Raw genomic sequence first — 25,732 nt, forward strand, 5'->3', positions numbered from 1 at the left:
TTTCTTGGAAACAATTCACTCCTTTTTTCAATTCTTCTTGTCCCACCAAAGCTTCGTACCGCCGTTGTCGGAACCGCCCAGCAGGCGCACGGCCGCATTCACCGCACCCGCATTGTTCGCATATTCGAGCTTGGGGAAGACCATGCGGCGGATCTGCACGTTCTTGTCGATGCTCGGGTCCTGACTGGGCTCCACAATCGGGAAGATCCGCGGGAAACCCGTGCGGCGGAACTCGGCCCAGGCCTCCATGCCGTTCGGGAAGAGCGCAATCCATTTCTGCGTGATGATGCGTTCCAGTTCGTTGCCGTCATTCTCCCACTTGACCGCAACCTTGCCCAGCGCTCCGGTCGAATACTTCGTCGGATTCTCCGAAACGTCCGTAAAGTAGGCGGGAAGATTCTCGCTCTGTGCATAGGTATCGGCGGCTCCCGTCGAGAGTCCATTCTCCGCGAACGACAGGCGGATGCCCTCCTCGTAGTTGGATTTCGCCCCTTCGTTGTCGCCCGTCATGAGGCAGTATTCGGCCTTGAGGAAGGCAACCTCCGAGGCCAGCAGCCAGTTCATCGGCGTATTGGTCTGGATGTTGGGGGCCGACATATTCGTGTAGTACTTCTGCTCGGTGTTGCCCAGGCCGTTCCGCACGCCGTGATAACCGCCGCCGTCGATCGTCGCCGCCTGGAACATCGTCTCCCGGCGCGGATCCTCGTAACCGTTCAGGTAGGAGTCCATCGAAGCACTCATGCGCGCGTCGTTGTAGGAGTTCCAGATCATCTCCATCGGATTGCTGATCGTAATCTGGCGATAACTCTTCAACATGGCATTATTCTGCGTCGAGGTGATGACTCCGCTCTCGATCGCCTCCGAAGCGTACTGCTTCGAGAGTTCCGGTTCGACGTAGCGGATCCGGATTGCCAGACGCAGTTTGAGCGAATTGGCGAACAGCAGCCACTTTTTCAGATCGCCCCCGTAGATGGCGTCGACCTTTTCCAGCGAGCGGTCGTCCGGAGCGACCTCGATCCGCTCCCGGAGCGTCTTGATCGACTGGTCGAGCGTCTCGAAGAAGTGGTGGTAGAGCGTCTCCTGGGAATCGTAGGGATTTTTGGCCTCCCCGAAATGCAGCACCGGCAGCGGCCCGTACATGTCGCTCGCACGGTGCAGCGTCAGCACTTTGAGAATGTCGGCCACGGCCATCGCATGGGCCGTCAGGATGCCCTCCTCATAGCCCGATTTGAGCATCAGCCACGCCGGCATCACCTGCGTAAAGGCCACCTGGAAGACCGTATTGCTCCAATTATTGGCCGTCAGGTTGTAGACCATCGGGTTGCTGCCGCCGTCGAAGTGGTTTGCACAGGCCATGTATCCGGCATAGTGGTCGGCCAGCAGGTTCCAGCCCGTCTGGTAGCGGTTGACGGGTTCCGTCGTGTCGCCCGTCGTCGGATAGGCCGCATCCAGCTGCATCGTGGTGATGAGCGACGCCTGGTCCACCTCCTGTGCAGCGTTGGGATCGGTATTGAAATATTCGAAGTCTCCCGTACAGGACGATGCCGCAACGGCCAATGCGAGAACAACGCCCAGACATATCTTGATTCTGCTTTCAGTCTTTTTCATAGATCACGCTGTATTAGAATTGAAGCCTTACGCTGAACCCGATCGTCCGCACGCTGGGCTGCATGAAGAAGTCGAGATTCTGATAATAGGTGCTCGTCGAGGGCGTCACCTCCGGATCGAACGGCGCCTTGTTGTAGAACATGAACAGGTTGCGGCCGATGAGCGACACCGTAGCCCGGAGTTTGTCGTTGAACCACGACGACGGGAGGTCGTATCCGAGCGTCAGTTCGCGCAGGCGGACGTTCGTCATGCTGTACACATACTGCGACAACATGCCCATGCCGTCGCCCGTATTGGCATAGAAGTCCTTGACGCCGAGAATCGTCTGTTTCTCGGAGATGCGCACGCCGCCTGCCTCACGGGCATCGGCCGAAGCCTGCGATACGCCGAAACGGTCCATCAGCGCCTGCGTCACCGAGACGCCGCGGCCGCCGATGCGTGCATCGACCAGCACGCCGAGCGATATGCCCTTCCAGGAGAACTGGTTGTTCCAGCCCATGCGGTAACGGGCGTCGGTGTTGCCCGCATAGATCCACGTATCGGGATCGATCGAGACCGAACCGCTGTTGGGATCGACATAGATCTGGCCCTGATCGTCGGTTTTGAGACCCGTGACATAGAAATCGCCGATCGAGCCTCCCTTGCGGAGTTTCACGCGGTAGCCGCCGAAATCCATATTCACCTCCGGCAGCGAGACCTCGGCACCCGTGACGGGATCGATCGTCCCCTCGGGAACCAGTTCGCGGATCTTGTTGCGGTTCAGCGAGAAGTTGAACGCCGTCGACCACGAGAATCCGTTCCACGTGTTCTTGTATCCCGCAACGGCCTCGACACCCCAGTTGTTGACCTTTCCGGCGTTCAGGTACGACTGCTTGTAGCCCGTGCTGGGAGGAGCGTCGTAGAGGAAGAGCTGGTTGTAGGTGTTCGTATCGTAGTAGGTGGCATCGAGCCAGATCTTGTTGCCCAGGAACTTGGCGTTCATGCCGACCTCGAACGACTTCGTGCGTTCGGGACGCAGGTGCGTGGCCGGAGCATAGGTCTGGGTGGTGGTGACGCCGTTCTTGATCGCGTAGTTCGCCGCCGTGATGAAGCGCTGCGGCGGGTTGCCCACCTCGGCATAGGAGGCGCGGAGTTTCAGGAACGAAATGCCGGCTTTCGAGAGGTCGGTCATCGACGAGATCACGGCCGAAAGTCCCACCGACGGGTAGAAGATGTTCATCTGCTGCGTGAAGGCCAGCTGCGAGGCCCACTCGTTGCGGAACGTGGCGTCGAGGTAGAGCATCCCCTTCCAGCCCAACTGCAACGTGGCATAGATCGCCTGATTCTGATCGTGGTAGTTCTCCTCCATGGGCAGGGTGTTCAGATCGCTGGTCACGATGTTGTTGAAGGTGAACTTGTTGGGAATACCCGCCAGGTGTCCCTCATAGCCCGTCAGCGTATTCTTGTCGTCGGTCAGGCTCGCACCGAAGTTGAACTGCACGGAGAAGGCGTTGTCCCAGAAGCTCTTGTCGATCGACAGCAGCGCATCGGCATAGAGGTTGCTGTGGCGCGACGTGTGGTTGAGGTAGTTTCCGTATTCCGAAGCGAAGAGCAGGTTCGACGAAGCCGCGATCTTGCGCGTGTAGTTCATCACCATGTTGTCCGTGCGCACGCGGCCCGTGAGGCTCAACCAGTCGAGCAGGTCCCATTTCAGCGTCGCATGGAACGTATAGCGGTTCGAGGTATTCTCGAAGATCTCGCGGTTGACCACCCAGTAGGGATTCTCGACGCCGTTGATGAATTCCAGGCCCCAGAACTGCTCGCTGTAACCCAGATTCGGGTTGTAGCGCTCGTAGACCTGATATTTCCGGATATCGTCCCCGCGCGGGAAGAGGTAGACGCCGATGAGCGGGTTGTGGTAGATACCCTGAATCAGCGGGTTGCGGCTGTACTGCTTCATGTAGGAGGCACCCAGGTCGAGCGTCAGTTTGTTCTCGACCAGTTCGGCCGTGTTGCGCACCGAGAAGTTGTAACGGTTGTAGACGTTGTTCGGGATGATGCCCCGCGTATTGACCGATGCAGCCGAGAAATAGGTCTGGTTGCGCTCCGTACCGCCCGTGATGCCGATGGCATTGGTCTCGTCGAATCCCGTCTGGAAGAAGTCCTTCGGATCGTAGGACGAGGGAGTGGCGAGTTTCTCACCCCAGCTCATCGACGGCGAGTTGACATCCGTGCCGTAGGTATTCTGGAACTTCGGCATCACGAACGGCGACGAGAAGGTCGTGCTGTTCGAGTAGTTCACCCGTACGCGCCCCTCCTGGCCGCGTTTGGTCGTGATCAGGATCACGCCGTTGGCGCCCTGCGATCCGTACAGCGCGGCAGCCGTAGCACCCGTCAGCACCGACATCGACTCGATATCCTCGGGGTTGATGCTGGATATACCCTCGTAATCGCCGCCGTCGGGCGTCTCGTAGATGCCCTCGGTCTGCTTCGAACGCAGGCTCGGCAGCGGAATACCGTCGACCACGTAGAGGGCGTTGTTGTCGCCGTTGAGCGATTTGACGCCACGCATCACCACGCGGGTCGAACCGCCGGCTCCCGAGGCGCTGGCATTGATCTGCAAACCGGCGATCTTGCCCGAGAGCGAATTCATGAAGTTGGCATCCTTGACCGTGTTGACGATCGAGCCGGAGACCTCCTGCACGTTGTAGGTCAGGGCCTTCTCCTTACGCTTGATACCGAGGGCCGTCACCACCACGGCGTCGAGGACCTCGTTGTCCTCGCGCATGACGATTTCGAACGTCGTGACCGCGCCCGTCACCGGAATCTCCTGTTTCGCATAGCCGATCAGCGAGATTTCGAGCACGTCGCCCGCCTTGGCCTGCGGCAGGGAGAAGTTGCCGTCGAGATCGACGGCCGCGCCGATCGTCGTTCCTTGAAGGAGCACCGTGGCACCGACCAGTGCCATGCCCTTCTCATCCTTCACCGTACCGCTGACGCCGCTCTCCGCGGTGCGGGCAGATGTCTGCGCCTTGCGCGACAGTACGATATGCTTGTCCCGAAGGGTATAAGCGATGTCGAGGTCGGCGAACAGCCGGTTCAGGACCCCAGTGAGCGCCTCGTCACGGGCGACGACGGTCACTTTCCGTTCAGTATCGATATCGGAGGTATTGTAAACGAACGAATAGTCCGTTTGTTGTTGAATAGTCTGGAAGACCGTGATGATCGCAACGTCCCGAAGATCGAGGGTCACATGCGGGGCCGATTGCGGCATCTGTGTCGCTGCCCGAAGGGTAAAGCCCGACAGTAGCATCGAAACAAGAAGCAGGCAACGAAGACGGCAAAAGACGGACCGTCTCTCCCTGCCTGCGGCAAGGTTGAAGTTTTTCATATAACAGGTTGAAGTAGGTTTTGATTACAAGGTTGTCTGAAATCATCGCGAAGATCCGCGAATCTCATGATTGAGCGATTATTCCCCCATAGGCAACAAGTTTTAGGTTTCGAAGTGGTCAGGTTACAGATCTGTATTGGTGTAAATTTCGATGTCGTTTCCGACGATCCGATAGTTGAACTTGTAGGTCAGTTGCAGGACCGACATGATGTGGTAGATGCCGTCCTCAACCTGGAAGTCTCCCGAGAAGCGCATCTGACGCAACCCGTCGTCCTGGAAGCGGATATCCACATTGTAATAGCGGGTGAGTTCCCGGACGATCTCCTCGAAGGTGCTGTGCTCGAAGCTGAAACGTCCGTGAATCCAGTTGATCGAGCGTTCGGCCGAGGGGATATCGGTCAGGAGCATGTTTTCCGTCTGCGTATCGAAGACCAGCTGCTGCGAGGGGTGCAGCAGCGCGGTGTTCCGCGTGCGGCCCCGGCTGGCGGCCTCGACCGAGCCTTCGAGCAGCACGGTGGTCACCGAATTGCGCTCCGGGTCGTTGTGGACATTGAAACGTGTTCCGAGCACCCGGATATCGAGTCCGCCCGTCGAAACCACGAACGGGGCCCGTTTGTCGTGCGCCACTTCGAAATAGGCCTCGCCGTCCATCGTCACCCGGCGCTTGCGGGAGAAGAACGACGCGGCATACTCCACGCGGCTCGACGAGTTGAGCCAGACCTTCGTTCCGTCGGGGAGCACCGCCTGGGAGCGCTCTCCCAGCTCGGTACAGATCGTCACGGGACGTGTCAGACGCGCCACGGACGACGAGAGCGACCAGCCGCCGGCCAGCAGTACCACGACGATTGCCGCCGCGGAGAACCGGGCCAGACCACGCCGCCACATGGCCCGGCGGGCCCGGTCGTGCAGACGCTCCCTGCACCGACGGAGTGCCTGCTCCACGTCGATACCCGAAGCATCGTTGATCCGGTCGTGTACATACAGAATGTAATAGACTTCACCGAGCCGTTTTCGGTTCTCCTCCGAAGCGTCGTACCACGCCTCCACGGCCGCAGCCCGTGCTGCATCCAGTTCGCCGTCCAGGTAAGCGACCAGCGCTTCGTCGTTGATTTCAAAATCCGCCATTTTCATTTGCTTGTCTGCATAGTAATACAATCCGTCAGCAAAAAATACTAACGGGAAAACATTTTTTTTCAAGAATCCGTCAAAAAAAGTCGTGTCCGAAGAGCAGGAGCATCAAGGGCCAGCAGTCTTTCAGCTCCTCGCGCAGCATGCGGACGGTCTGTCCGATGCGGTAGTTGACCGTCTGGGGAGAGACATGGAGGGCCTCGGCGATCTCCCGGTGGGTCATGCCTTCGAGACGGTGCATGCGGAACGTCTGCTGGAACTCCGGCGGCATCTTCCGCAGTGCCGCGGTCAGGCGCTGCATCAGTTCGTTCTCCACATACAGGTCCGGATCATCGAACCGTTCCTCATAGGACTCGGCCAGTTCGCGCATGACGCGGTTGCGAATCGAGTTGCGCGAGGCGCTGTTGAGCGCCTTGTTTTTCACGATCGTGAAGAGCAGCGATTTGAGCGGCAATTCCGGGAGCAGGGAATTCCGGTTCTCCCAAATCCACATCAGGGTGTCCTGCACCAGTTCCTCGGCGCGGGAGAGGCTGACGAACCGGGTGGCGTATGTGCACAGGGGTTTGTAATAGCGCCGGAAAAGGGATTGGAAACAGGCTTCGTTGCCGGCACGGAGCATTTCGACAACCCGGCGGTTGTCCTGCATGTCCGCCGGACATAACGTATCTTCTTGTTCTACGGCTCTCATCGGCATTGAAGCATGGGCCGGGCAAAAATACAACATTATCCCGTATATTCAAAAAATTACGACGGACGAAGCTTTTCGGGAGACGCCCGAACGGAATTTTTCGCTACCTTTGTCCGCAAGGGCCTCCGCAGGGCCCGGATCCGGAGAGATGGAAGCAATCACGCAATTCTTCATCGAGTGGGGTTATTTGGGCCTGTTCCTCTCGGCGTTCGTCGCCGGAAGCATCCTGCCGTTCAGTTCCGAAGCCGTGATGGTCGTGCTGGTCCGCATGGGGCTCGACCCCGTGGGGTGCGTCGCCGCCGCGGCACTGGGCAACACCCTCGGCGGCATGACCTGCTACTGGATCGGGTCGCTCGGGAAAACCGAGTGGATCACGCGGCTGGGCGTCTCGACGCGCCAGCTGGCCCGAGCCCGGAAATTCCTCTCCGGACGCGGAGCCCTGATGGCCTTCTTCACCTTCCTGCCCACGATCGGCGAGGCCATAGCCATCGTTCTGGGGCTGATGCGCAGCAACGTCTGGCTCACGGGCTGCTCGATGCTCATCGGTAAAACCCTGCGTTACATCGTCATCCTGGTGTCGTTCGAAGGCGTCCTTTCCCTTTTCTGACATGGAGATCCGCCCGACCGATACCCCTTCCCGCGAACTGCTCCTGCTGGCCGACGAATCGGAGGCCTCCATCGCAGACTATGCCGGACGCAGCCATTGCCATGCCGCCTTCGAGGAGGGCCTGATCGTCGGGCAATACCTGCTGCTGCACACACGGCCCTTCACGGCCGAGATCGTGAATATCGCCGTAGCCCCCGACCGCCAGCGACAGGGGATCGGGACCGCCCTGCTGCGACACGCCATCCAAACCGCCCGCAAGGCAGGGTTCCGGATCCTCGAAATCGGAACCGGAGACTCCGGAACGGGTCAGATTGCGCTCTACGAACGGTGCGGATTCGTCCGCTGCGGGGTTGACGTCGACTATTTCCGCAAGCACTATCCCGCCCCGATCATCGAAAACGGAGTCGAATGCCGCCACATGGTGCGCCTGCGCATGGAGCTTCTTCCGAAGTAGTCCGGACACCTCCCGATCCCCGCCGACAGGCCAAAAAAATCCGGTTCCGCACAAGTCGGGACCGGACGCACACTACTATGACAAAAAAACTTGCGCTCTTGCCAGAACGGGGGATCAATCGTTCGCCGAAGCCAGCGGCGCAGCCTGCGTGTAGACACGGGCGGCCAGCTCCTTGTCGAGCATGTAGAGCCCGAACTTGTTTCCCTCGACCGCCTCGCAGGCCGTGATCATTCCGCGGGCCGACTCCTCCTCCTCGACCTGCTCGTCGACGAACCAGACCAGCATGTTCGACGATGCGAAATCCTTGTCCTCGGCGGCGATCGCAGCCAGGTTGTTGATCATCGCCGTAACCTTCTTCTCGTGGGTCAGCGTATCCTGGAACATCTCCAACGGCGAAGCCCACTCGGTGCGGACCTCCTCGATGGGAAGCAGCGTAACCTTCTCGTCGCGCGAAAGGATGTAGTTCATCAGGATGCGGGCATGGTCCTGCTCCTCCTGGAACTGCACGTAGAACCAGTTCGCAACGCCCTTCAACCCCTTGGCCTCGGCGTCCATCGACATCGAAAGATAGAGATAGGCCGACCACAACTCGGCATTGATCTGCGCATTCAGCGCCTCATGCAATTGCTTACTCAACATAACGGTAACTTTTTTAGATTGGTTTATTCTTGTTTGCTGGGACAAATATACAATAGTTTCCCATTATTTTCACAAAAAATCCTATCACATTATTTTATACACCGATAAGCCTTAAATATAAACGGCATCCGGGATGCAATCCGGATGCCGCAATCTCCCGAAGGAGACAAGACCTGTGCCGGGCAATCCGCCGCACGGGGTCAGTCGTCGATGTCGACCAGGCGGAAATCGGCGTCGAATTCGAGTTCGAGGCCGTTGTCGAGTTTTACTTCGCAGTTGCGGCGGTCCCGCTCGATGCAGATGATCCTGCGCCCGGGGAAACGCGCTGCGACGCAATCGCGGATCGGAGCCGAGACCGCGCCGGCCGGCACCTCGCCGTACTTGCAGTCGATCTCCTTCCACGCGCCGCTCCGGACGAACTCGACCTTCGAGCCGTCGACGAAGACCACCTTGTACTCCTTGTCGAACCACTCCTCATCGACCTTCGCATAGGAGACCTCCACCTCCTTGAAACAGGTCGAGATGAATTGCTGCGAGGCGGCCGGGAGCTCCCCCACGGTGATGATGCGGTCGTTGCCGGCAGAGGCCGGGAGGACCGAGAGTGCGACAAAAAGCGGGGCCAGAATAATCGTGAGCCGTTTCATAGTCATCGTTCGTTTTTTAATGGGTTCTACGGATCTGTTGTTTCACAGGGCAAAGATGCCGCCCGAAACTGAAACGAATCTGAAAAAACGGGCCTCACTGCGGAAAATCCACCGTAAAAACATGGCGTCCGTCGCGAAAGGCATAGGCGATCCGCAGGCCGTAGAGGCGGCAGACGGCATCCGCGATGGCCAGTCCCAGGCCCGTGGCCCCCTCCTTTTTCGTCCCCTGGTAGAAGCGTTCGAAGATATGCGCGGCATCGAGCGGACCCTGCGCGGCGTCGTTTTCGATCTCGAAGCGCCGCTCCGCGATCCGGACCCGCACCTCGCCCCCTTCGGCGCCGTGCACGAAGGCGTTCTTCACCAGATTCCCGACCAGACTTCCCGCCAGCGAAGGGTTCATACGCACGCACAGCGGCGTCTCCTCATGCAACGAAAGGCGCATCCTGCGATGGGCGTAGATCTCCTCCATATCCTCGCCCGTGCGGCGGGCCAGCGCCGCCAGATCGACCTCTTCGGTCTCGGGGAACTGACCGTTGTCGATCTTCGACAACAGCAGCAGCGAACGGTTCAGCCGCACAAGATGGTCCAGCGTACGCTGCACCTTGGCGATCTCGCCCAACTGCTCCCCGGTCAGGCCGCGGGCATCGTCCACGAGCATTTCGAGCCGGTTGCGGCAGACGGCCAGCGGCGTCTGCATCTCGTGCGAGGCGTTTCCGATGAACTGCTTCTGCCGTTCGAACGTCGACTCGGCCCGGGCGGCATAGCGGCGTGCGGCATCGTTGAGCCGGCGGAACTCCGTCACGGAGGTGCGGATCTCCAACGGCGGATTCTGTCCGCCCACCGTATAGCCGTCGAGCCACCGCAACAAAGCATACAGCGGCCGCATCGTGCGATAAAGCAGCAGAATCGTCACCAGCAGCACCAGCAGCAGCAGGGAAAGGTACAGCCAGACGATCGCATACAGGATCGCCTCGGCAAGATCCTCCTTCTCGATGCTGGGCGTCATCACCGTCAGTTCGTACCAGCGGCCGGCGGCGTCGCGGAAGGTCTTGCGCAACACCCGTGCCGGCTCCTCCTCATCGCGCTCCGGGATGAAGATCTCCTCGTCGGTATAGGTCTCACCGGGACGGGTCATGGCAGACCCCGCAGGCATCTCGCGCAGGAAGTAACCGCTGTTGCCGTCGGACTCCGACCCCGGGAGCTGACGCCCGGCCAGCACCCGCTTGACGATCACTTCGGCACGCGCTTCGAGGGCGTCGTCCGTCTCGTCGTTGATCTCGTCGATCATCGCAAGGTAGAACAGCGCGGCCCACGCCGCCAGCAGCAGCGAGAGGACCCACGAAAGGTGCAGCAGAATGCGGTAAACGAGTTTCACGGCCGGACCAGTTTATAGCCGAACCCGTAGACGGCGCGGATCTCGATGTCGGCGCCCGCATCGTGGAGTTTGCGCCGCAGGTTCTTCATCTGCGCGTAGACGAAATCGAAATTGTCCACCTGGTCGATATGGTCGCCCCAGACCCCTTCGGCCAGCGCCGCCTTGTCGACCGTGTGGTTCGGACGGGTCATGAAATAGTGCAGGATGTCGTACTCCTTGCGGAGGAGTTCGAGCGGACGCCCCGCCACCTCCACACGCCGGCTGTCGGGCCACAGGCGCACGTTCCCCGCGTCGAGGCTCTCGTAGCCGTCGCGCTGGTGGCGGCGCAGCACGCTCCGGATCCGGGCGCTCAACTCCGCGAGGTGGAACGGCTTCGGGAGGTAGTCGTCGGCACCGAGTTCGAGCCCCTCGATCTTGTCATCCAGCGAATCGCGCGCCGAGATGATGATGACGCCGGCGCGGCTGCGGCGGCGTTTCAGCTCTTCGAGCAGTTGCAGGCCGCTGCCGCCGGGCAGCATGATGTCCAGCAGGATGCAGTCGTAGTCGTAAGCGGCGAGTTTGTCCGACGCCGCGGCATAGTCGGCGGCCTGTTCGACGACGTATTGCTCCCGGACGAGCGTCCGGGCCATGATCTCCCGCAGGGAGGGTTCGTCTTCCACGATGAGTATCTTCATATCGCAAATTCCATTTTCCGGAGCGCCGGTCTCCGCACCGGCCCGGCTCCGGAGACAAAGGTAACACCCGAATCCGAAAGGAAACTGAAACGCCGTCCGTTTTCACCGCCAGTCGCAGCGCATCACGTACTCCCCGGCCGCGGCTTCGACCACGCGGAACCCGAGCCGCCGATAGAGTCCGACGGCGGGATTGGCCTGCTGTACGGAGAGCGACACGCCGTCAAAACCCCGTCCGCGCAGTTCGTCGAGCATCGCCCGCAAGAGCTGCGTTCCGATACCGCGCCCGCGGTACGGCGGAAGAAGAGCGACGGCCAGTTCCGGAATCCCCTCGCCGACCCATCCGAATCCGTGCAGGCAGCGGCTCCATGCGGCGCCGACAACCCGTCCGCCGACCTCGGCCACCAGGCAGCAGTCCGTGGGCCGCGCCCCGAACGCCTCGACATAGGCCCGGAGTGCCGGCATGCGGATCACCTCCCGCGGCAGAGGATTCCGCGGGTCCGGCTGCCAGACCGCCTCGTAGAGAAAATCGTCCAGCAGCGGGATTTCCGAATTCCGGATCGTTCGTATCCTTGCATCCATCTCCCCAAAGATAGCCATTTTCCGGGGTCCTTGTCATCGCGCCGACAAAAAAAACGATGCCCGCGGAGACGGGCATCGCCGACGGGCTCCCGCCCGACAGCTTCCAGTTCGCAGAATCGGCTACGCCATCTGTCCGGTCCGCTCGAAATAGCGTTGCAGGACCAGCAGCGAGATGATCCGCTCGCGTTTCCGGTCGCGGAACTGCGCGATGTACTCGTGGGCATGCGCGATGATCGCCTCCGCCTCCTCCGGATGCTCGATATAGTAGCGCATGCGCTCTTCCAGGTCCGAATAGTCGGGCTTGATCTCCACATAGTGGTAGTTCGGGACGAGCGTGCCCTCCATGAACCACGTCTCGTAGGTCGGGCGCGGCATCACCGCCAGCGAATTCGACGACATGATCCATTTGAGGTTCGTCGCGACGTCGAAGCCCTCGATCGCCAGAATGAACTTGTATTTCAGATGGTCGTACATCGAGATGTGCGGCTTGACCCACTCGTCCGGATACGACGGATCCGGCCCCGAGACCCCGGCGTCGCAGCACGCCGAACCGAAATACATCTGCATGAACCGCACCCGATGGGGGCGCTTCCGGACCGCCAGCCGGAAAATCGCCCGGTTCTCCTTCTCGCGGAACGGAATGTCGTCTTTCAGGAAGATGAAGTGGCGCACCTTGTCCAGATTCAACAGCACCGAATTGGCGTTGTCGTCCCGGATCGGACGGCTCTTGACGATCGACGGGATCTCGGGAACCTGCGTCACATCGCCCGGAACCGTATTCCAGCGCAGCCGGTTGTCGAACCACCGCGTATATTCATACGTATCGAAGAAATAGGCCGAACGGATTCCCTTGCGGAGGCGGTGCTGTGCCAGCGGCCACAGTCCGTCAATCCCCGCCGGATTCTGCGGATCGAGCCGGTTGTAATAATCGGCCCGCCGGCTGATGTAATCCCAGTCGGGACGCCGCTGCGCCCGCGCAAGCACCCGCTCCAACCGGGACTGTAAAAATACCTTCGGCGTCATGTAACGCGCGAAGCTCGTCAGAAACCACAGGAATTTGATTCGTTTGTTATAAAAAATTCGATTCAGACGATTCATGGGTCGAATAAGGAGTGGAAAAAGGTTCTTCGTGGTGCAAAGGTAAAAATTATCCCCAAAATAGCAACAAAAAGGCGGAACCCGTCGTCGGATTCCGCCTCTTTTCATGCCGTTCGGGCCGCGCTTGCGCCTTCGAACCGCTTGCCGTCCGGCCCGTGTCAGACCTTCATGCTGTTGCCGCCCGGCCCGCGTCAGACCTTCATGCTGTTGCCGCCCGGCCCGCGTCAGACCTTCATGCTGTTGCCGTCCGGCCCGTGTCAGACCTTCCTGCTGCTGCCGCCCGGCCCGTTTCAGACCTTCATGCTGCTGCCGCCCGGCCCGCGTCAGACCTTCATGCTGTTGCCGTCCGGCCCGTTTCAGACCTTCCTGCTGCTGCCGCCCGGCCCGCGTCAGACCTTCATGCTGTTGCCGTCCGGCCCGTTTCAGACCTTCCTGCTGCTGCCGCCCGGCCCGCGCTTACGCCTTCGAACCGTCGTAGGCCCACTTCACGTAGATGGCGCCCCACGTGTATCCGCCGCCGAAAGCCGACAGAATCAGGTTGTCGCCCTTGCGGAGCTCCTTTTCGTAGTCGTAGAGACACGTCGGGATCGTCGCAGCCGTCGTATTGCCGTTGCGGTCGATGTTGATCATGCACTTCTCCTGCGTAATGCCCATGCGGCGCGCCGTGGCGTCGATGATGCGCAGGTTGGCCTGGTGAGGGACCAGGAAACGGATGTCGTCACCCGTCAGATGATGCCGCTCCATCATCTCCACCGACACGTCGGACATCTTCGAGACGGCAGCCTTGAAGACGGCATGTCCATCCCACATGATCGTGTGCCAGTTGTTCTGAACCGTCTCGATCGACGCCGGATAGCGCGATCCGCCGGCCTTCATGTAGAGCTGCAACTCACCCGAGCCGTCCGAATGGAGGATCGAATCGATCACGCCATAACCTTCGGTATTCGGCTCCAACAGTACGGCCGCTGCCGCATCGCCGAAGAGCGGGCAGGTCGAACGGTCCGTATAGTCGATGATCGACGACATCTTGTCGGCACCCACGACAATGACCCGCTTGCTCGTTCCCGACTCGATGAACTTCGCACCGGTCGTCAGGGCGAAGAGGAATCCGCTGCACGCAGCCGAGACGTCGTAGGCAAAGGCATTCTTGCAGCCTGCCTGGTCGGCGATCAGGTTGCCCGTCGACGGGAAGAACATGTCGGGAGTAACCGTCGCGCAGATCACCACGTCGATCGACATCGGATCAATGCCCGTCTTGTCGAGCAGGTTCGTGACGGCACGCGCTCCCATGTAGGAGGTACCGATACCCTCGCCTTTGAGGATGTGGCGCGTCTTGATACCGGTATGCGACATGATCCACTCGTCGTTGGTGTCGACCATCCGGCTCAATTCGTCGTTGGTGAGAATATAATCGGGGAGGTACTGTCCTACGCCCGTAATCGCAGCTGTTATCTTACCCATTAACTTAACTTTTGCTTACAAAAACTGATTAATTTTCGAACGCTCGCCGCAGCCGTGCCGTCAGTCCGGCCTTGATGACCTGCTCGGTGGAGAGGATCATGCTCTTGATGGCCAGCGGGGAGGAACATCCGTGGCCGATGATGACCGGGGCGTTGACTCCCAGAACGGGCGTGCCGCCCACGTTCTCATAATTCATGGCGTCCCAGAAGGCATTGCGCCCGCCCAGCGCCATATTGATCCGGTAAAGGCCTTCGGCCATTTTCAGAACCGTGTTGCCGACGAAGCCGTCGCAGACGATCACATCGGCAACCTTGCCCGAGAAGATGTGCGAACCCTCGACATTGCCCACGAAACGGATCCGTTCGTCGGCTTTGAGCAATTCGTAGACGGCTTTCGCCTGCGCATTGCCCTTGGTCTCCTCCTCGCCGATGTTGAGCACGGCGACGCGGGGGTTTTCGATGCCCAGAACCGATTCGGCATAGATCGAACCGATCAGACCGTACTGGGCCAGCACTTCGGGTTTGCAGTCGACATTCAGACCCACGTCGAGCAACAGTGCCGGACGTCCGGCGACCGTCGGGACGATGGACGAGATCGTGGGACGAATGACCCCTTCGATCGGTTTGACGGCATACATCGACCCGACCATCATGGCACCGGTCGATCCGGCGCTTGCGAAGCCGTCGACGGCTCCCCGGGCCAGATAACCGAAACCTACCGTGATGCTCGAATCGCTCTTGGCCTGGAAGGCCTTGGCCGGATGATCGCCCATTTCGATCACTTCGCTCGTGGGGACAATGTCGAAACGCTCGGCCGGACAACCTTCCGAGGCGAGCACGGAACGGATCTGCCGTTCGTCGCCGAAGAGGACGATCCGGCTCTCGGCACCGATCGCATCGAGTGCCATGACAGCACCTTTGACCGCCGCTTCGGGAGCATAATCGCCGCCCATTGCATCTACACCAATCTTTACCATATCCATAAGAGTTGGTTGAAACCTTCGGACCCTTCGTCCGGGATCGGCCGGTGCCGTCCACGGTGCGAGGGCCGCTCAAAAACTGAAAAAGAGCCTTCCGTCTCCGGAATGCGCTCTTCCGACGCCGAATCGGTTATTCGGCGGCCTTCTTCTCGATGGCGAGCTTGCCGCGGTAGAAGCCGCACTCCGGGCATACACGGTGATAAAGCACCGCAGCGCCGCAGTTCGAGCAGGTAACGACCGTCGGAACGACAGCCTTGTAGTGAGTTCTGCGCTTGTCGCGTCGCGTCGACGAGATTTTGTGTTTAGGATGTGCCATTTTACAACTGTTGTTTTATATAAGTTCGACTTTCCTTGTTTCCGTTTATTCCGCAGCACCGGGATGCCCGGACGTTCCCTCTTCGGAGGGCTCCGCCGCCTCGGACTCCATGCGTTCGCGCAGGGCCGCCAACTTGGCCCACTCGCCGTCGGCATGCCCGCGGGTCGCAGCCCGCTCCTCGATGGCGGCGAACTCGCTGTCCGAAACGATGCGGAAGCGTTCCAGCATCTCCGGGTTGCACTCTCCTTCGGGATGCACCCGCTGGTAGGGCAGCGACAGAACGATGCTTTCGTAGATGTATTGTGTCAGATCCACACGCTCCTCGCCCGGCAGCAGCCACAGCACCTCGCCGTCGTACTCGCGCACCTCCTCCGAGAAGCGGACCAGCAGCTGCCCCTCGAAATCGACGGGCACCCGGCAGTCTTCCAGGCAGCGGTCGCACGCCACGACGACGTACCCCGAGATGGCGACATCGAGCGTGAGCTGTGCTTCCGAGCGGTCGAGATCGACCCGCACCTCACAGGCTCCGTCCTTGATCTCCGTGTTCTCGAAGGCCTCGAACAACGACCGATCCACCGCGAACCGGAATTCGTGATGTCCGTTTTTCAGCCCCTTGTAGGCGATCGAATATCGTTGTGTTTCCCCCATTTGAACACATTTAGTGCGCAAAGTTACTAAAAAATAGGACAACTGCAAAGAAAACTACGAGTTTTAGCACCCCCGAGCCGCGGGTGGGAGATGCGGAGGGCGGCAAACGCCGTGAAAATTTGCTTTTGCACGCCGCAAGCGTTATCTTTGTCCCGACATGGAGGAACAAGGATTCAAGATCGAACTGAAAAGCCGCAGCGAGGTGTGGTGGCACTACAATGCGGACCTGATGTGCGGCTGCTTCGATGCCGACGACAACCGGATCGGTTTCGCATCGACGGCTTCGGATGTCGCCGACGTGGGATCGAACCTCACCGAGCGCCCGGCCGACATTCCGGCCTCACGGAGCGTCGTGCTCGAAACGCCGCCCTGCCACCACCTGGTGCTCTACGTCTACATCATCCCCCACACGCTGCCCGCGGGCAACGACATCGACACCACACGTCCGTTCGAGGCGGAGATCCGCATCTCGCGCGGAGGCCGTCTTCTGCGCACCGAGAAGCGCGCCATCAACCAATGGTCGGGGGCCTCGATCGAGCTGAAAGTCGAAGCCGGAAAATAGACCCCGCGCCCGCAATCGCAACATGCCGTTCAGGCGACCCGACGCAACAAAGCCCGACACCATAAAGCCCGACGCCACAAAAAAAGGAACGCCCTTTCGGAGCGTTCCTTTTTTCGAATCGCGGTTCAGACTACTTGTTGTAAGCCTTCATGACCGAGATGAGGTCGAGCACCTTGTTCGAGTAACCCCACTCGTTGTCGTACCAGGCAACGACCTTTACGAAGGTGTCGGTCAGTGCGATACCGGCAGCCTTGTCGAAGATCGACGTGCGTGCGTCGCCCAGGAAGTCCGACGAAACGACAGCCTCCTCGGTGTAGCCCAGAACGCCTTTCAGTTCGCCTTCCGAAGCCTCCTTCATGGCAGCGCAGATCTCATCGTACTTGGCCGGCTTTGCCAGGTTGACCGTCAGGTCGACAACCGATACGTCGAGGGTCGGAACGCGCATCGACATACCCGTCAGTTTGCCGTTCAGCGAGGGGATCACCTTGCCTACGGCCTTGGCAGCACCCGTCGACGAGGGGATGATGTTGCCCGAAGCGGCACGGCCGCCGCGCCAGTCCTTCATCGAGGGACCGTCCACGGTCTTCTGCGTTGCGGTGGTCGAGTGAACCGTCGTCATCAGACCGTCCGTGATGCCGAACTTGTCGTTCAGGACCTTGGCAATCGGGGCGAGGCAGTTCGTGGTGCACGAAGCGTTCGAAACGATCTTCTGGCCGGCGTAGGTGTCGGTGTTGACACCGCAGACGAACATCGGCGTAGCGTCCTTCGAGGGGGCCGACATAACCACATACTTGGCACCGGCAGCCAGGTGAGCCTGTGCCTTCTCCTCGGTCAGGAAGAGACCCGTCGACTCAACAACGTACTCGGCACCAACCTCGTTCCATTTCAGGTTTGCGGGATCCTTCTCGGCGGTTACGCGGATAGCGTGGCCGTTGACGATCAGCTGGCTCTTCTCGACGTTGTAGTCGATTTCGCCCTTGAACTGGCCGTGCATCGTGTCGTATTTCAGCATGTAAGCCAGGTAGTCTACCGGGCAGAGGTCGTTGATACCCACGATCTCGTACTTGTCAGTCTGCGTGCAGGCAGCACGGAAAACCATACGGCCGATACGACCGAAGCCGTTGATACCGATTTTGATAGTTGCCATAATGTTTTGAATTATTTGTTAATAAAACCTTGCGTTATTTTTTTCACAGCGCAAAAGTACACACTTTAAATATTATACGCAAATAAAAATTTAATTTTTTTACGAACCTTGCTCCCAACGCCATCCGCAGCCGCCGGTGTTTCGGCAAAATCCGGGCCACGCCCGGGGCCCAATGCCGAACAAGGCTCAACATCCAACAGCCCCGACACCGAACAGTCCACGCCCGACAGACCCAGCACCCACCGGACCCAACACCTAACAGTCCCCGCCTAACAGTCCATGTCCAACGGTCCCACACCGAACAGCCCATGCCCAACAGCCCCCATGCCCAACAGCCCCCACGCCCAACAGCCTCAACGCCCAACAGCCCCACGCCCGACAGCCCCACGGCTAACGGGCCGCAGTTTTCGCCCGTTTGGCCATTGCCGAGGCGAAGACGAAATCGTTCAGTTCGGGGTTCTCCGCATGGAGGATCTCCTCCTTGGTGCCCTCCCACCACTTGCGGCCCTCGTGGATGTAGACGATCTTCTCGCCGATCTCCATCACCGAGTTCATGTCATGCGTATTGATGATCGTCGTCATGCCGTATTCGTGGGTGATCTCGTGGATCAGGTTGTCGATGACAATCGAGGTCTGCGGATCGAGGCCCGAGTTGGGTTCGTCGCAGAAGAGGTAGCGGGGATTCATCACGATGGCCCGCGCAATGGCCACGCGCTTGATCATGCCGCCCGACAATTCGGCCGGATAGAGGCGGTTGGCGTCCTCCAGGCGCACGCGGTGCAGGCAGAAGTTCACCCGTTCGAGCTTTTCGCGCTCGCTCTGCGTCGTGAAGAGGTCGAGGGGCAGCTTGACATTCTCCTCCACGGTCGACGAGTCGAGCAGCGCCCCGCCCTGGAAGATCATGCCGATGTCCTTGCGGATGCCCTTGCGCTCGCGGAACCCGAGCCGCGAGAAGTTCACGTCGTCGTACCACACGTCGCCCGAATCGGGTTCGTGCAGTCCCACGAGGGTTTTCAGCAGCACGGTCTTTCCCGAGCCGCTGCGTCCGATGATGAGGTTCGTCTTCCCGGTCTCGAACGCCACCGAGATGTCGTCGAGCACCACGCGCCCGTCGAACGACTTGACGATATGTTCGGCTCGTATCATATCAGCAGCACCTGGGTCAGGATCAGGTCGAAGAGCAGGATCACCACGCAGCTCACCACGACGGCGCGCGTCGACGCCGCGCCGACTTCGAGCGAGTTGCCGCGGGCGTTGTAGCCGAAGAAGGCCGAGATCGAGGTGATGATGTAGGCGAAGAAGACGGTCTTGATGAGCGTGTAGGTGATCGAATAGGGGCGGAAGTCCATCAGCAGGCCGTCGACATAGTCGGCGGGGATCATGATGCCCGTGGCGGCGGCGATGAGCCAGCCCCCCAGCACGCCGATCAGGATCGAGAGGATTGTCAGAAACGGGAAGAAGAGCATCGCGGCGACGATCTTCGGAAGGATGAGGTACGACGCCGAATTGACGCCCATGATTTCCAGGGCGTCGATCTGCTCGGTGATGCGCATGGTGCCGATCTCGGAGGCGATGCTCGACCCGACCTTTCCGGCGAGGATCAGCGCCACGACGGCCGACGAGAATTCCAGGATCATCGTCTCGCGCGTGGCATAGCCGATCAGCGACTGGGGGATGAACGGGGAGTCGAGGTTGATCGACATCTGCAAGGTGATCACCGCGCCGATGAAGATGGAGATGATGGCCGTCAGTCCGATGGAGTTGACGCCCAGGGACTCCATCTCGAAGATGATCCGCCGCCGATAGATCACGGCCTTCTCCGGACGGGAAAAAACCTTCCCCATCAGGATGAAATAACGGCCTATCTGTTCGAATACCCGAAGCATGTCAGTTTTTCTCCTCTTCGAAGTCGATGTAGTCGCCCACGTCCTTCGAGACGCGTTTTTCGGGAGCGCCGGGCGTCTTGTGCACCCGCACCTCGCCTTCGCGGCCCCGATGCCGGGGCTCCTCCCCGGTGAAGGGGGTCCCGAAGCCTCCCTGCCGCGGATCGAAACCGCGGCCGAACTGCTCCTCCATCTGCCTGCGCATCTTGTAGATCCGCCAGCGGAAAAGGAGGACCAATGCCACGACCAAAAGAATCAGTCCCATCAGAATATACAGTATAACGATCGCGATGCCTTTGAGCAGCGCGGGGGCGCCGAGCGCCAGGATGAGGATGACGAGCGTCATGAGCGGATTGCGCTGCACGAAGCCCACCAACGAATCGATGATCGCCATCAGAAAATTCATCCTTTTTCCGGTTTCAGTGTTTCATTTCGTTTTTCTCCGCAAAGAGCGTGCAAGCCGCCGGCACCGCCCCGCCGCGAAGATTATCCCTGCAAAGGTAGCGAAAAATATGCGTATTTCAATTAATTGTCGTAAATTTGGTGCTCGAAAACAAATCTTATCCCAAATATGCTGACGCCTCTTACCGCCATCTCGCCCGTCGACGGACGCTACCGCAACAAAACGGAAAAACTCGCCGATTATTTTTCGGAACAGGCCCTGATCCGCTACCGGATCCGTGTCGAAGTGGAGTATTTCATCGCCCTGTGCGAGCTGCCGCTGCCGCAGCTGGCCGACATCGACCGCACGAAATTCGCCGCCCTGCGGGCGCTCTACACCGATTTCACCCCCTCCGACGCCGAGCGTGTGAAGGAGATCGAGGCGGTGACGAACCACGACGTCAAGGCCGTCGAGTACATCATCAAGGAGAAGATGGACGCCCTGGGACTGGAACGCTACAAGGAGTTCGTGCATTTCGGGCTCACCTCGCAGGACATCAACAACACGGCCATCCCGCTCTCGATCAAGGAGGCCCTTGCGGCGGTCTACTACCCGGCCGTCGAGGAGGTGCGCGACAAGCTGGCGTCGTTCGCCGAGGAGTGGCGCACAGTGCCGATGCTGGCCCGCACCCACGGGCAACCCGCCTCGCCGACGTCGCTCGGCAAGGAGTTTTCGGTATTCGTCGAACGGCTCGAAAAGCAGCTCGTCATGCTCCACGACATCGCCGTCCCGGCGAAGTTCGGCGGCGCCACGGGCAACTTCAACGCCCACCATGCGGCCTATCCCGGCTACGACTGGATGGCCTTCGCCAACCGCTTCGTGAACGAAACGCTGGGGCTCTGCCGCTCGCAGTACACCACGCAGATCGAGCACTACGACAACCTGGCGGCGATCTTCGACGCCATGAAGCGCATCGACACCATCCTGATCGACCTCTCGCGCGACATGTGGACCTACATCTCGATGGAGTACTTCAAGCAGCGCATCAAGGCCGGCGAAGTCGGGTCGAGCGCCATGCCGCACAAGGTCAACCCGATCGACTTCGAGAACGCCGAGGGCAACTTCGGCATCGCCAATGCCGTTTTCGGGCACCTGGCGTCGAAGCTCCCCGTCTCGCGCCTGCAACGCGACCTCACGGACTCGACCGTACTGCGCAACGTCGGCGTACCGATGGCCCACGCCGTGATCGCCCTGCAATCGCTCATGAAGGGGCTCGGGAAGGTGATCCTCAACCCCGAGGCGCTGGAACGAGACCTGGAAAACAACTGGGCCGTGGTGGCCGAGGGCATCCAGACGATCCTGCGCCGCGAAGGCTACCCGAAGCCCTACGAGGCGCTGAAAGCCCTCACGCGCACCAACACCCACATCACGCGCGAGGCGATCGCCGCCTTCATCGAGACGCTCAACGTCTCCGAGGAGGTGAAGAAGGAGCTGCGCGCCCTCTCGCCCTCAACCTACACGGGCGTCTTCCGCTGTTAGCACCGCCGGGCCATGAGCAGCGACCTGATCGTTTACGGAGCGCTCTTTCTGCTCTTCGTCGTGATGGGCGGATTCCTGTTCGCGGGACGCGGGGCCTGGCTGATCGCCGGCTACAACACGATGCCGAAGAAGGAGCGCGAACGCTATGACAAACGGGCGCTTTGCCGCTTCATGGGCAAGTTGATGTTCTTCTGCGCGGCCTGTATGCTCGTGATGGGCGCCGACACGCTCTGGCCCGGACGGGGGCTGGGACTTGCCGGAACGATCTGGCTGCTGATCGGGGCCGTCGGAGCCGTGATCTACGCCAACACGGGAGGCCGTTTCTTGAAGAAAAACGTCCGGAAGGAGCCCTGAAAGGGCCCCGGACAAAACATACGGGAACAGGCCCAAAGATGCACCGAAAAGCCGCCGACGGATCGGATTCCGCCGGCGGCTCTGCATTTGGCACACACTTTGCACGTTGAAGAGTCAGCTGCGGGTCAGCAACCGCAGTGAGGTTTCTTCATTTATTTAAGTTTGGGTTAGTAGTTTAGGAGGGCAACCTCCGAAGGCAGCAGGCAATCGCGAGATTCCCTGCTGTTTTTTTGTGCGGCACGGCCCCACTAAAACTCGACCGTGATGCCCAGCGTCGGCAGCAGCGTGCCGCTCACCTGTTCGATCGGCTTCATGACATATTTCTGCTCCCCGACCGGCGCCTCGGGATTCGCAATCACCCCGGTCGACATCCAGACATCCGGCGAACGGTACTTGCTCACCGTGACGTTCTGCAAGTCGACGTAAAAGCCCAGCATGCAGCGCTTGAAGTAGAAAACCTTGTCGAGACGCACGTCGAGCTGCGCATAGGCGTCGAGCCGTCCGGCGTTGTACCGCGTGTAGTCGTAGTAGGGGCGCCCCTGGACGTCCCAGGCCGCCACGAGCGACGACTTGTCGAGGTCGTAGGGCGTAAAGGGCGCCCCGCCCACGGCGCTCAACTTCGCTCCGAAGCTCCAATGGCGCGGGAAGTCGTAGGTGCCGCTGACGTTCACGACGAAGCGGTTGTCCCAGGCCGACGCCACCCACGGCGCCGACGCTCCGCTGCGGAACTCCGAACGGTAGAGCGTCACGGAGCCCACGACGTTGAGCCGTCCGGGAATCTGCCACCGCGCCATCGCCTCCACGCCGTAGGCGCGTCCCTGCGCCCCGGAGCGCAACGCCTCGTTGCCCACCGTGCCGTAGTCGGCCCCCTTGCACGAGAGCGGAATCCCGTCGGCAAGCGACAGCGGCACATTGCCATACCGTTTATAGAAACCCTCGACCGAGACGATCAGCCGGTCGTTGCGGCGCCAGTCGACTCCGGCGCTGAACGTCCCGACGTGCATGTATGCCAACGAGCGGTTCACCAGAGCGTCCTCCTCGCGGAATCCCAGCGCCGTATAGGGCGGCAGCTGGTAGTAGAGCCCGGCGGCACCGCTCACCGACCAGGCATCGCTCAACGCATAGGAGACCGACGCGCGGGGCGAAAGCTGGTTCCAGAAGCGCGCCATGCCTCCCGAATAGTCGCAGCCGTCGGTGCGCAGTCCGGCCGAGGCTTTCAGCCGCTTGTCCGCCGAGACATACTCCGCCGAGACGAAGAGCCCCCAGCCGAGGATCCCCAAACGGGTATTGTAGTCGGAAAGCATCGACTGATCGGCGGCATAGAGCCGCTGGAAGGTCCGGTTCGTATACGAGGACCAGGTCAGCTCGACCCCCTCGCGGACGGACCAGAGCCCGTTGAGATAGGTGCGGTTCTCGCCCCGCAGCGTGCTCTTCTGCTCGACGGAGCGCAGGCGCAGCGTCAGATTCTCCTCCGTCGAGGAGTCGTTGTTGCGGTATTTCAGGTTTCGGTTGTTCAGGTAGTTGTGGCTCAACGTCACGGTTTGCACGTGCCGCCCGGCGTAGTGCCGCCACGAGGCCCCCACCGTGAAGGTCTCCTGCCGGATGCGCGGCAGGTAGCTCAACAGGTATTCGGCATCCTCGCCCTCCTCGTCGACGTTGAGTTTCATGTTGTCGATCCCGGCCAGCCCCAGCACGGTCAGCTCGTCGCGCTCCGAAAGGCGCGTCCGGACCTTCACCTGCCCGTCGATGTAGTTCGGCAGAAAGGGAAGTCCCAGCATCTTGAACAGCAGTTGCAGGTAGGACTGCCGCAGCGAGAAGAGATAGGTGGTCTTCCGTCCGATATGGCCGCTGCCGCTCACCCCCACCTCCGAAGCGCCGAGGGTCGCCTTGAAGGTCTGGCGTTCGGGATTTCCGTCGCGCAGCCGGAAATCCAGCACCGAACTCATCGCCCCGGCGCGGTCGGCCGGGAAAGCCCCCGTATAGAAGCTGATCTCCTGCACCAGGTCGGCGTTCACGATGCTCACCGGACCGCCCGTGGCGCCCTGCGTGGCGAAATGGTTGATGTTCGGGATCTCGATGCCGTCCATGTAGAACCTGTTCTCCGAGGGTCCGCCGCCCCGCACGATCAGATCGTTGCGGTAGCCTACGGGCGAGAAGGCCACACCCGGGTAGGAGCGCACGATGCGCGAGACGTCACGGTTCGAGCCGGGGCTCTTCTCGATCTCCTGCAAGCCGATGACTTTCAGGCTCACGGGGCTCTCGGTCGTTACGCGGAAGGGCGTCGGGCGCACCGTCACGGCCTCGACCGGCGTGGCATCCTCTTCCAGTTCGACCTCGATGAAGGGAGTGGCCGCCGAGACCAGGTATTCGGGCGTCGTCATGCTCTTGTAACCCATCGACGAGACCGTCAGGCGCCAGATGCCGGGCTTCACCCGTTCGATGCGGAAACGGCCGAGCGAATCGGTCGATACGCCCGTTCGCTCCTGTCCGGCGAGCACCACGGCGGCATAGGCCACCGGCTGGCGGCTCAACCGGTCGATCACCCGTCCGCTGACGGGATAGGAGGCCGGCTGGGCTGCGGCTCCCGCAAGGCCCCCAACCACAAGCAAACAGAAAACAAACCAGCATTTCATACCACGAACCCGGAATTCAGCCCCTATCCGGCAACTCCCCGACGGATGACTTCGGAAGCAGTTTCAGATAGACGAGCAGGATCACATTCATCAACAGCGCGTAGACGATTGCCGGGACAGCCATCTCCCCGTCGTTGAAGACGAGCGGAGAGGCGGCAATGGCGATAGCCTGCGCCGCGTTCTGCATCCCGACCTCGATGACGATGGTCCGTCGGGCGGCCCGCCCGAGGCGGAAGCCCCGGGACACCAGCGACCCGGCCCCCACAGCCAGCAGAATCAACACGCCGGCGGCGAGGCCCAGCACCGCGAAATTCTCCACGATAACCCGGGCATACTGCATGAAAAAGAGCGCCGCAAGCAACAGCAGAGCCGGGAAGGAGACCCGTCCCAACAGTGCGTGGACCCGCCGTGCAGCTGCGGGGCGAAGGCGGCCGAAGAGCGCCCCGCCCAGCATCGGAAGGAACAGCAGAACGAAATTTTGAAGCAGCAATTTCCCTGCCGGAAGGTCGACGGGCGTCTCGGCATGCACCGACACGAAGCGGGACACGAGGCCCATCACCAGTGGAATGGTGAAGAGTGTGATGAGGCTGCTCAAAGCCGTCAGCGTGACCGACAGCGCCACATCGCCACGGGCCAGCATCGAGAAGACGTTCGAGGAGCTGCCGCCCGGACAACAGGCGATCAGCATCAGCCCCATGAACCAGACGGGCGGCAAGCGGAAAAGAAGCCCCACTCCGAAGGCAATCAGCGGCAATGCCACGAGTTGTCCGAGAAGGCCTGCCACGATGGCTGCCGGACGGCGGAAAAGAGCCGCAAAGGCATTGCGGTCGAGTTCGATGCCGAGTTGGAACATCAACACAAGCAGAACAGGAAGCACGATCCAGACGGTATTCATCGTCCAACGGTTTTAAGCCCAACAATCCGCTTTGCCGGAGGCCGGCGACATGCGGCACCGATTCTCCGG

General features: G+C 60.5%; 25 protein-coding genes. 5 read left to right on the forward strand and 20 right to left on the reverse strand.

Translation table 11 applies throughout. From position 1 onward, the window contains the following. Positions 1 to 27: 27 nt before the first annotated feature. From B5G16_RS07050 to B5G16_RS07065, 4 genes are all read right to left on the reverse strand, one after another. Positions 28 to 1,608, reverse strand: a complete 1,581-nt coding sequence (locus B5G16_RS07050) for a SusD/RagB family nutrient-binding outer membrane lipoprotein (protein WP_087262657.1) — start codon at positions 1,606 to 1,608, stop codon at positions 28 to 30. Positions 1,609 to 1,621: 13 nt separating this feature from the next. After that, the gene (locus B5G16_RS07055) at positions 1,622 to 4,840 is read right to left on the reverse strand and encodes a SusC/RagA family TonB-linked outer membrane protein (RefSeq protein WP_239406013.1); all 3,219 of its coding nucleotides are present in this window, start codon (positions 4,838 to 4,840) and stop codon (positions 1,622 to 1,624) included. 261 nt (positions 4,841 to 5,101) lie between these two features. Beyond that, positions 5,102 to 6,103, reverse strand: coding sequence for a FecR family protein (locus B5G16_RS07060; RefSeq protein WP_087262788.1), 1,002 nt, complete (start codon positions 6,101 to 6,103; stop codon positions 5,102 to 5,104). Positions 6,104 to 6,182: 79 nt separating this feature from the next. Beyond that, on the reverse strand, positions 6,183 to 6,794 hold the full coding sequence (locus B5G16_RS07065) for an RNA polymerase sigma-70 factor (protein ID WP_239406014.1): 612 nt from the start codon (positions 6,792 to 6,794) through the stop codon (positions 6,183 to 6,185). A 148-nt stretch (positions 6,795 to 6,942) separates the two neighbouring features. Here B5G16_RS07065 and B5G16_RS07070 point away from each other — a divergent pair, with 148 nt between their 5' ends. Both B5G16_RS07070 and B5G16_RS07075 read left to right on the forward strand, forming a co-directional pair. Next, complete coding sequence (locus tag B5G16_RS07070) at positions 6,943 to 7,401, forward strand: YqaA family protein (protein ID WP_087262663.1); 459 nt, start codon at positions 6,943 to 6,945, stop codon at positions 7,399 to 7,401. A gap of 1 nt (position 7,402) precedes the next feature. Beyond that, positions 7,403 to 7,855 carry a GNAT family N-acetyltransferase gene (locus tag B5G16_RS07075; RefSeq protein WP_087262665.1) on the forward strand — a complete coding sequence of 151 codons (453 nt, stop codon included), beginning with the start codon at positions 7,403 to 7,405 and terminating at the stop codon, positions 7,853 to 7,855. Between the two features lie 114 nt (positions 7,856 to 7,969). Here the strand turns inward: B5G16_RS07075 and B5G16_RS07080 are convergent, their stop codons facing one another. The 10 genes from B5G16_RS07080 to B5G16_RS07125 all read right to left on the reverse strand — a co-directional run bounded on the left by B5G16_RS07080 (position 7,970) and on the right by B5G16_RS07125 (position 16,268). Beyond that, positions 7,970 to 8,494 carry a ferritin gene (locus tag B5G16_RS07080; RefSeq protein WP_204228056.1) on the reverse strand — a complete coding sequence of 175 codons (525 nt, stop codon included), beginning with the start codon at positions 8,492 to 8,494 and terminating at the stop codon, positions 7,970 to 7,972. A gap of 200 nt (positions 8,495 to 8,694) precedes the next feature. After that, positions 8,695 to 9,138, reverse strand: coding sequence for a PepSY-like domain-containing protein (locus tag B5G16_RS07085; protein ID WP_087262667.1), 444 nt, complete (start codon positions 9,136 to 9,138; stop codon positions 8,695 to 8,697). Between the two features lie 94 nt (positions 9,139 to 9,232). Beyond that, positions 9,233 to 10,513, reverse strand: a complete 1,281-nt coding sequence (locus tag B5G16_RS07090) for a sensor histidine kinase (protein ID WP_087262669.1) — start codon at positions 10,511 to 10,513, stop codon at positions 9,233 to 9,235. After that, positions 10,510 to 11,187 (reverse strand): response regulator transcription factor, encoded by a 678-nt coding sequence (locus tag B5G16_RS07095; protein WP_087262671.1) that lies wholly within the window; start codon positions 11,185 to 11,187, stop codon positions 10,510 to 10,512. The genes B5G16_RS07090 and B5G16_RS07095 overlap by 4 nt, the downstream gene beginning before the upstream one ends. A gap of 102 nt (positions 11,188 to 11,289) precedes the next feature. Continuing rightward, a complete protein-coding gene (locus B5G16_RS07100; protein ID WP_204228058.1) occupies positions 11,290 to 11,784 on the reverse strand; it encodes a GNAT family N-acetyltransferase in 495 nt (164 codons plus the stop codon). A 102-nt stretch (positions 11,785 to 11,886) separates the two neighbouring features. Then, on the reverse strand, positions 11,887 to 12,864 hold the full coding sequence (locus B5G16_RS07105; protein WP_087262675.1) for a glycosyl transferase family 90: 978 nt from the start codon (positions 12,862 to 12,864) through the stop codon (positions 11,887 to 11,889). Between the two features lie 456 nt (positions 12,865 to 13,320). Continuing rightward, positions 13,321 to 14,325 (reverse strand): beta-ketoacyl-ACP synthase III, encoded by a 1,005-nt coding sequence (locus B5G16_RS07110; protein WP_087262677.1) that lies wholly within the window; start codon positions 14,323 to 14,325, stop codon positions 13,321 to 13,323. 28 nt (positions 14,326 to 14,353) lie between these two features. Beyond that, entirely contained in the window at positions 14,354 to 15,301 is a 948-nt protein-coding gene (gene plsX / locus B5G16_RS07115; protein WP_087262794.1) for a phosphate acyltransferase PlsX, read from the reverse strand. A 133-nt stretch (positions 15,302 to 15,434) separates the two neighbouring features. Beyond that, positions 15,435 to 15,620 (reverse strand): 50S ribosomal protein L32, encoded by a 186-nt coding sequence (rpmF, locus tag B5G16_RS07120; RefSeq protein WP_019131261.1) that lies wholly within the window; start codon positions 15,618 to 15,620, stop codon positions 15,435 to 15,437. Positions 15,621 to 15,665: 45 nt separating this feature from the next. After that, complete coding sequence (locus B5G16_RS07125) at positions 15,666 to 16,268, reverse strand: YceD family protein (protein WP_087262679.1); 603 nt, start codon at positions 16,266 to 16,268, stop codon at positions 15,666 to 15,668. 157 nt (positions 16,269 to 16,425) lie between these two features. On the opposite strand from B5G16_RS07125, the gene B5G16_RS07130 reads away from it, so the two are divergent. Beyond that, a complete protein-coding gene (locus B5G16_RS07130; protein ID WP_087262681.1) occupies positions 16,426 to 16,830 on the forward strand; it encodes a hypothetical protein in 405 nt (134 codons plus the stop codon). 130 nt (positions 16,831 to 16,960) lie between these two features. On the opposite strand, the gene gap is transcribed toward B5G16_RS07130, so the two are convergent. The 4 genes from gap to B5G16_RS07150 form a co-directional block, all read right to left on the reverse strand. Next, positions 16,961 to 17,977, reverse strand: coding sequence for a type I glyceraldehyde-3-phosphate dehydrogenase (gene gap / locus B5G16_RS07135; protein ID WP_087262683.1), 1,017 nt, complete (start codon positions 17,975 to 17,977; stop codon positions 16,961 to 16,963). 390 nt (positions 17,978 to 18,367) lie between these two features. Continuing rightward, positions 18,368 to 19,123 carry an ABC transporter ATP-binding protein gene (locus B5G16_RS07140; RefSeq protein WP_087262685.1) on the reverse strand — a complete coding sequence of 252 codons (756 nt, stop codon included), beginning with the start codon at positions 19,121 to 19,123 and terminating at the stop codon, positions 18,368 to 18,370. Next, positions 19,120 to 19,863, reverse strand: coding sequence for an MlaE family ABC transporter permease (locus B5G16_RS07145; RefSeq protein ID WP_087262687.1), 744 nt, complete (start codon positions 19,861 to 19,863; stop codon positions 19,120 to 19,122). The genes B5G16_RS07140 and B5G16_RS07145 overlap by 4 nt, the downstream gene beginning before the upstream one ends. 1 nt (position 19,864) lies before the next feature. Beyond that, positions 19,865 to 20,266: a DUF4834 family protein gene (locus B5G16_RS07150; RefSeq protein ID WP_087262689.1), complete on the reverse strand. Its 402-nt coding sequence runs from the start codon at positions 20,264 to 20,266 to the stop codon at positions 19,865 to 19,867. Positions 20,267 to 20,431: 165 nt separating this feature from the next. On the opposite strand from B5G16_RS07150, the gene purB reads away from it, so the two are divergent. Both purB and B5G16_RS07160 read left to right on the forward strand, forming a co-directional pair. Continuing rightward, a complete protein-coding gene (gene purB / locus B5G16_RS07155; RefSeq protein WP_087262691.1) occupies positions 20,432 to 21,781 on the forward strand; it encodes an adenylosuccinate lyase in 1,350 nt (449 codons plus the stop codon). Between the two features lie 12 nt (positions 21,782 to 21,793). After that, on the forward strand, positions 21,794 to 22,135 hold the full coding sequence (locus B5G16_RS07160; protein WP_087262693.1) for a DUF3784 domain-containing protein: 342 nt from the start codon (positions 21,794 to 21,796) through the stop codon (positions 22,133 to 22,135). Between the two features lie 248 nt (positions 22,136 to 22,383). Here B5G16_RS07160 and B5G16_RS07165 read toward each other — a convergent pair whose 3' ends face one another. Continuing rightward, entirely contained in the window at positions 22,384 to 24,768 is a 2,385-nt protein-coding gene (locus tag B5G16_RS07165) for a TonB-dependent receptor (RefSeq protein WP_087262695.1), read from the reverse strand. Between the two features lie 16 nt (positions 24,769 to 24,784). Then, complete coding sequence (locus tag B5G16_RS07170; protein ID WP_087262697.1) at positions 24,785 to 25,663, reverse strand: bile acid:sodium symporter family protein; 879 nt, start codon at positions 25,661 to 25,663, stop codon at positions 24,785 to 24,787. Between the last annotated feature and the right edge of the window lie 69 nt (positions 25,664 to 25,732).

This window comes from Alistipes sp. An66, assembly GCF_002161445.1.
Classification (GTDB): domain Bacteria; phylum Bacteroidota; class Bacteroidia; order Bacteroidales; family Rikenellaceae; genus Alistipes; species Alistipes cottocaccae.

Excerpts from the sequence above, each read along its gene's own strand:
- B5G16_RS07065 (WP_239406014.1), bottom strand. The coding sequence starts at position 6,794 with ATGAGAGCCGTAGAACAAGAAGATACGTTATGTCCGGCGGACATGCAG.
- plsX (WP_087262794.1), bottom strand. The coding sequence starts at position 15,301 with ATGGTAAAGATTGGTGTAGATGCAATGGGCGGCGATTATGCTCCCGAA.
- B5G16_RS07080 (WP_204228056.1), bottom strand. The coding sequence starts at position 8,494 with ATGTTGAGTAAGCAATTGCATGAGGCGCTGAATGCGCAGATCAATGCC.
- B5G16_RS07060 (WP_087262788.1), bottom strand. The coding sequence starts at position 6,103 with ATGGCGGATTTTGAAATCAACGACGAAGCGCTGGTCGCTTACCTGGAC.
- B5G16_RS07140 (WP_087262685.1), bottom strand. The coding sequence starts at position 19,123 with ATGATACGAGCCGAACATATCGTCAAGTCGTTCGACGGGCGCGTGGTG.
- B5G16_RS07110 (WP_087262677.1), bottom strand. The coding sequence starts at position 14,325 with ATGGGTAAGATAACAGCTGCGATTACGGGCGTAGGACAGTACCTCCCC.
- purB (WP_087262691.1), top strand. The coding sequence starts at position 20,432 with ATGCTGACGCCTCTTACCGCCATCTCGCCCGTCGACGGACGCTACCGC.
- gap (WP_087262683.1), bottom strand. The coding sequence starts at position 17,977 with ATGGCAACTATCAAAATCGGTATCAACGGCTTCGGTCGTATCGGCCGT.
- B5G16_RS07165 (WP_087262695.1), bottom strand. The coding sequence starts at position 24,768 with ATGAAATGCTGGTTTGTTTTCTGTTTGCTTGTGGTTGGGGGCCTTGCG.
- B5G16_RS07070 (WP_087262663.1), top strand. The coding sequence starts at position 6,943 with ATGGAAGCAATCACGCAATTCTTCATCGAGTGGGGTTATTTGGGCCTG.
- B5G16_RS07160 (WP_087262693.1), top strand. The coding sequence starts at position 21,794 with ATGAGCAGCGACCTGATCGTTTACGGAGCGCTCTTTCTGCTCTTCGTC.
- B5G16_RS07130 (WP_087262681.1), top strand. The coding sequence starts at position 16,426 with ATGGAGGAACAAGGATTCAAGATCGAACTGAAAAGCCGCAGCGAGGTG.
- B5G16_RS07145 (WP_087262687.1), bottom strand. The coding sequence starts at position 19,863 with ATGCTTCGGGTATTCGAACAGATAGGCCGTTATTTCATCCTGATGGGG.
- B5G16_RS07105 (WP_087262675.1), bottom strand. The coding sequence starts at position 12,864 with ATGAATCGTCTGAATCGAATTTTTTATAACAAACGAATCAAATTCCTG.
- B5G16_RS07170 (WP_087262697.1), bottom strand. The coding sequence starts at position 25,663 with ATGAATACCGTCTGGATCGTGCTTCCTGTTCTGCTTGTGTTGATGTTC.
- B5G16_RS07125 (WP_087262679.1), bottom strand. The coding sequence starts at position 16,268 with ATGGGGGAAACACAACGATATTCGATCGCCTACAAGGGGCTGAAAAAC.
- B5G16_RS07150 (WP_087262689.1), bottom strand. The coding sequence starts at position 20,266 with ATGAATTTTCTGATGGCGATCATCGATTCGTTGGTGGGCTTCGTGCAG.
- B5G16_RS07095 (WP_087262671.1), bottom strand. The coding sequence starts at position 11,187 with ATGAAGATACTCATCGTGGAAGACGAACCCTCCCTGCGGGAGATCATG.
- B5G16_RS07085 (WP_087262667.1), bottom strand. The coding sequence starts at position 9,138 with ATGAAACGGCTCACGATTATTCTGGCCCCGCTTTTTGTCGCACTCTCG.
- B5G16_RS07050 (WP_087262657.1), bottom strand. The coding sequence starts at position 1,608 with ATGAAAAAGACTGAAAGCAGAATCAAGATATGTCTGGGCGTTGTTCTC.
- rpmF (WP_019131261.1), bottom strand. The coding sequence starts at position 15,620 with ATGGCACATCCTAAACACAAAATCTCGTCGACGCGACGCGACAAGCGC.
- B5G16_RS07100 (WP_204228058.1), bottom strand. The coding sequence starts at position 11,784 with ATGGCTATCTTTGGGGAGATGGATGCAAGGATACGAACGATCCGGAAT.
- B5G16_RS07075 (WP_087262665.1), top strand. The coding sequence starts at position 7,403 with ATGGAGATCCGCCCGACCGATACCCCTTCCCGCGAACTGCTCCTGCTG.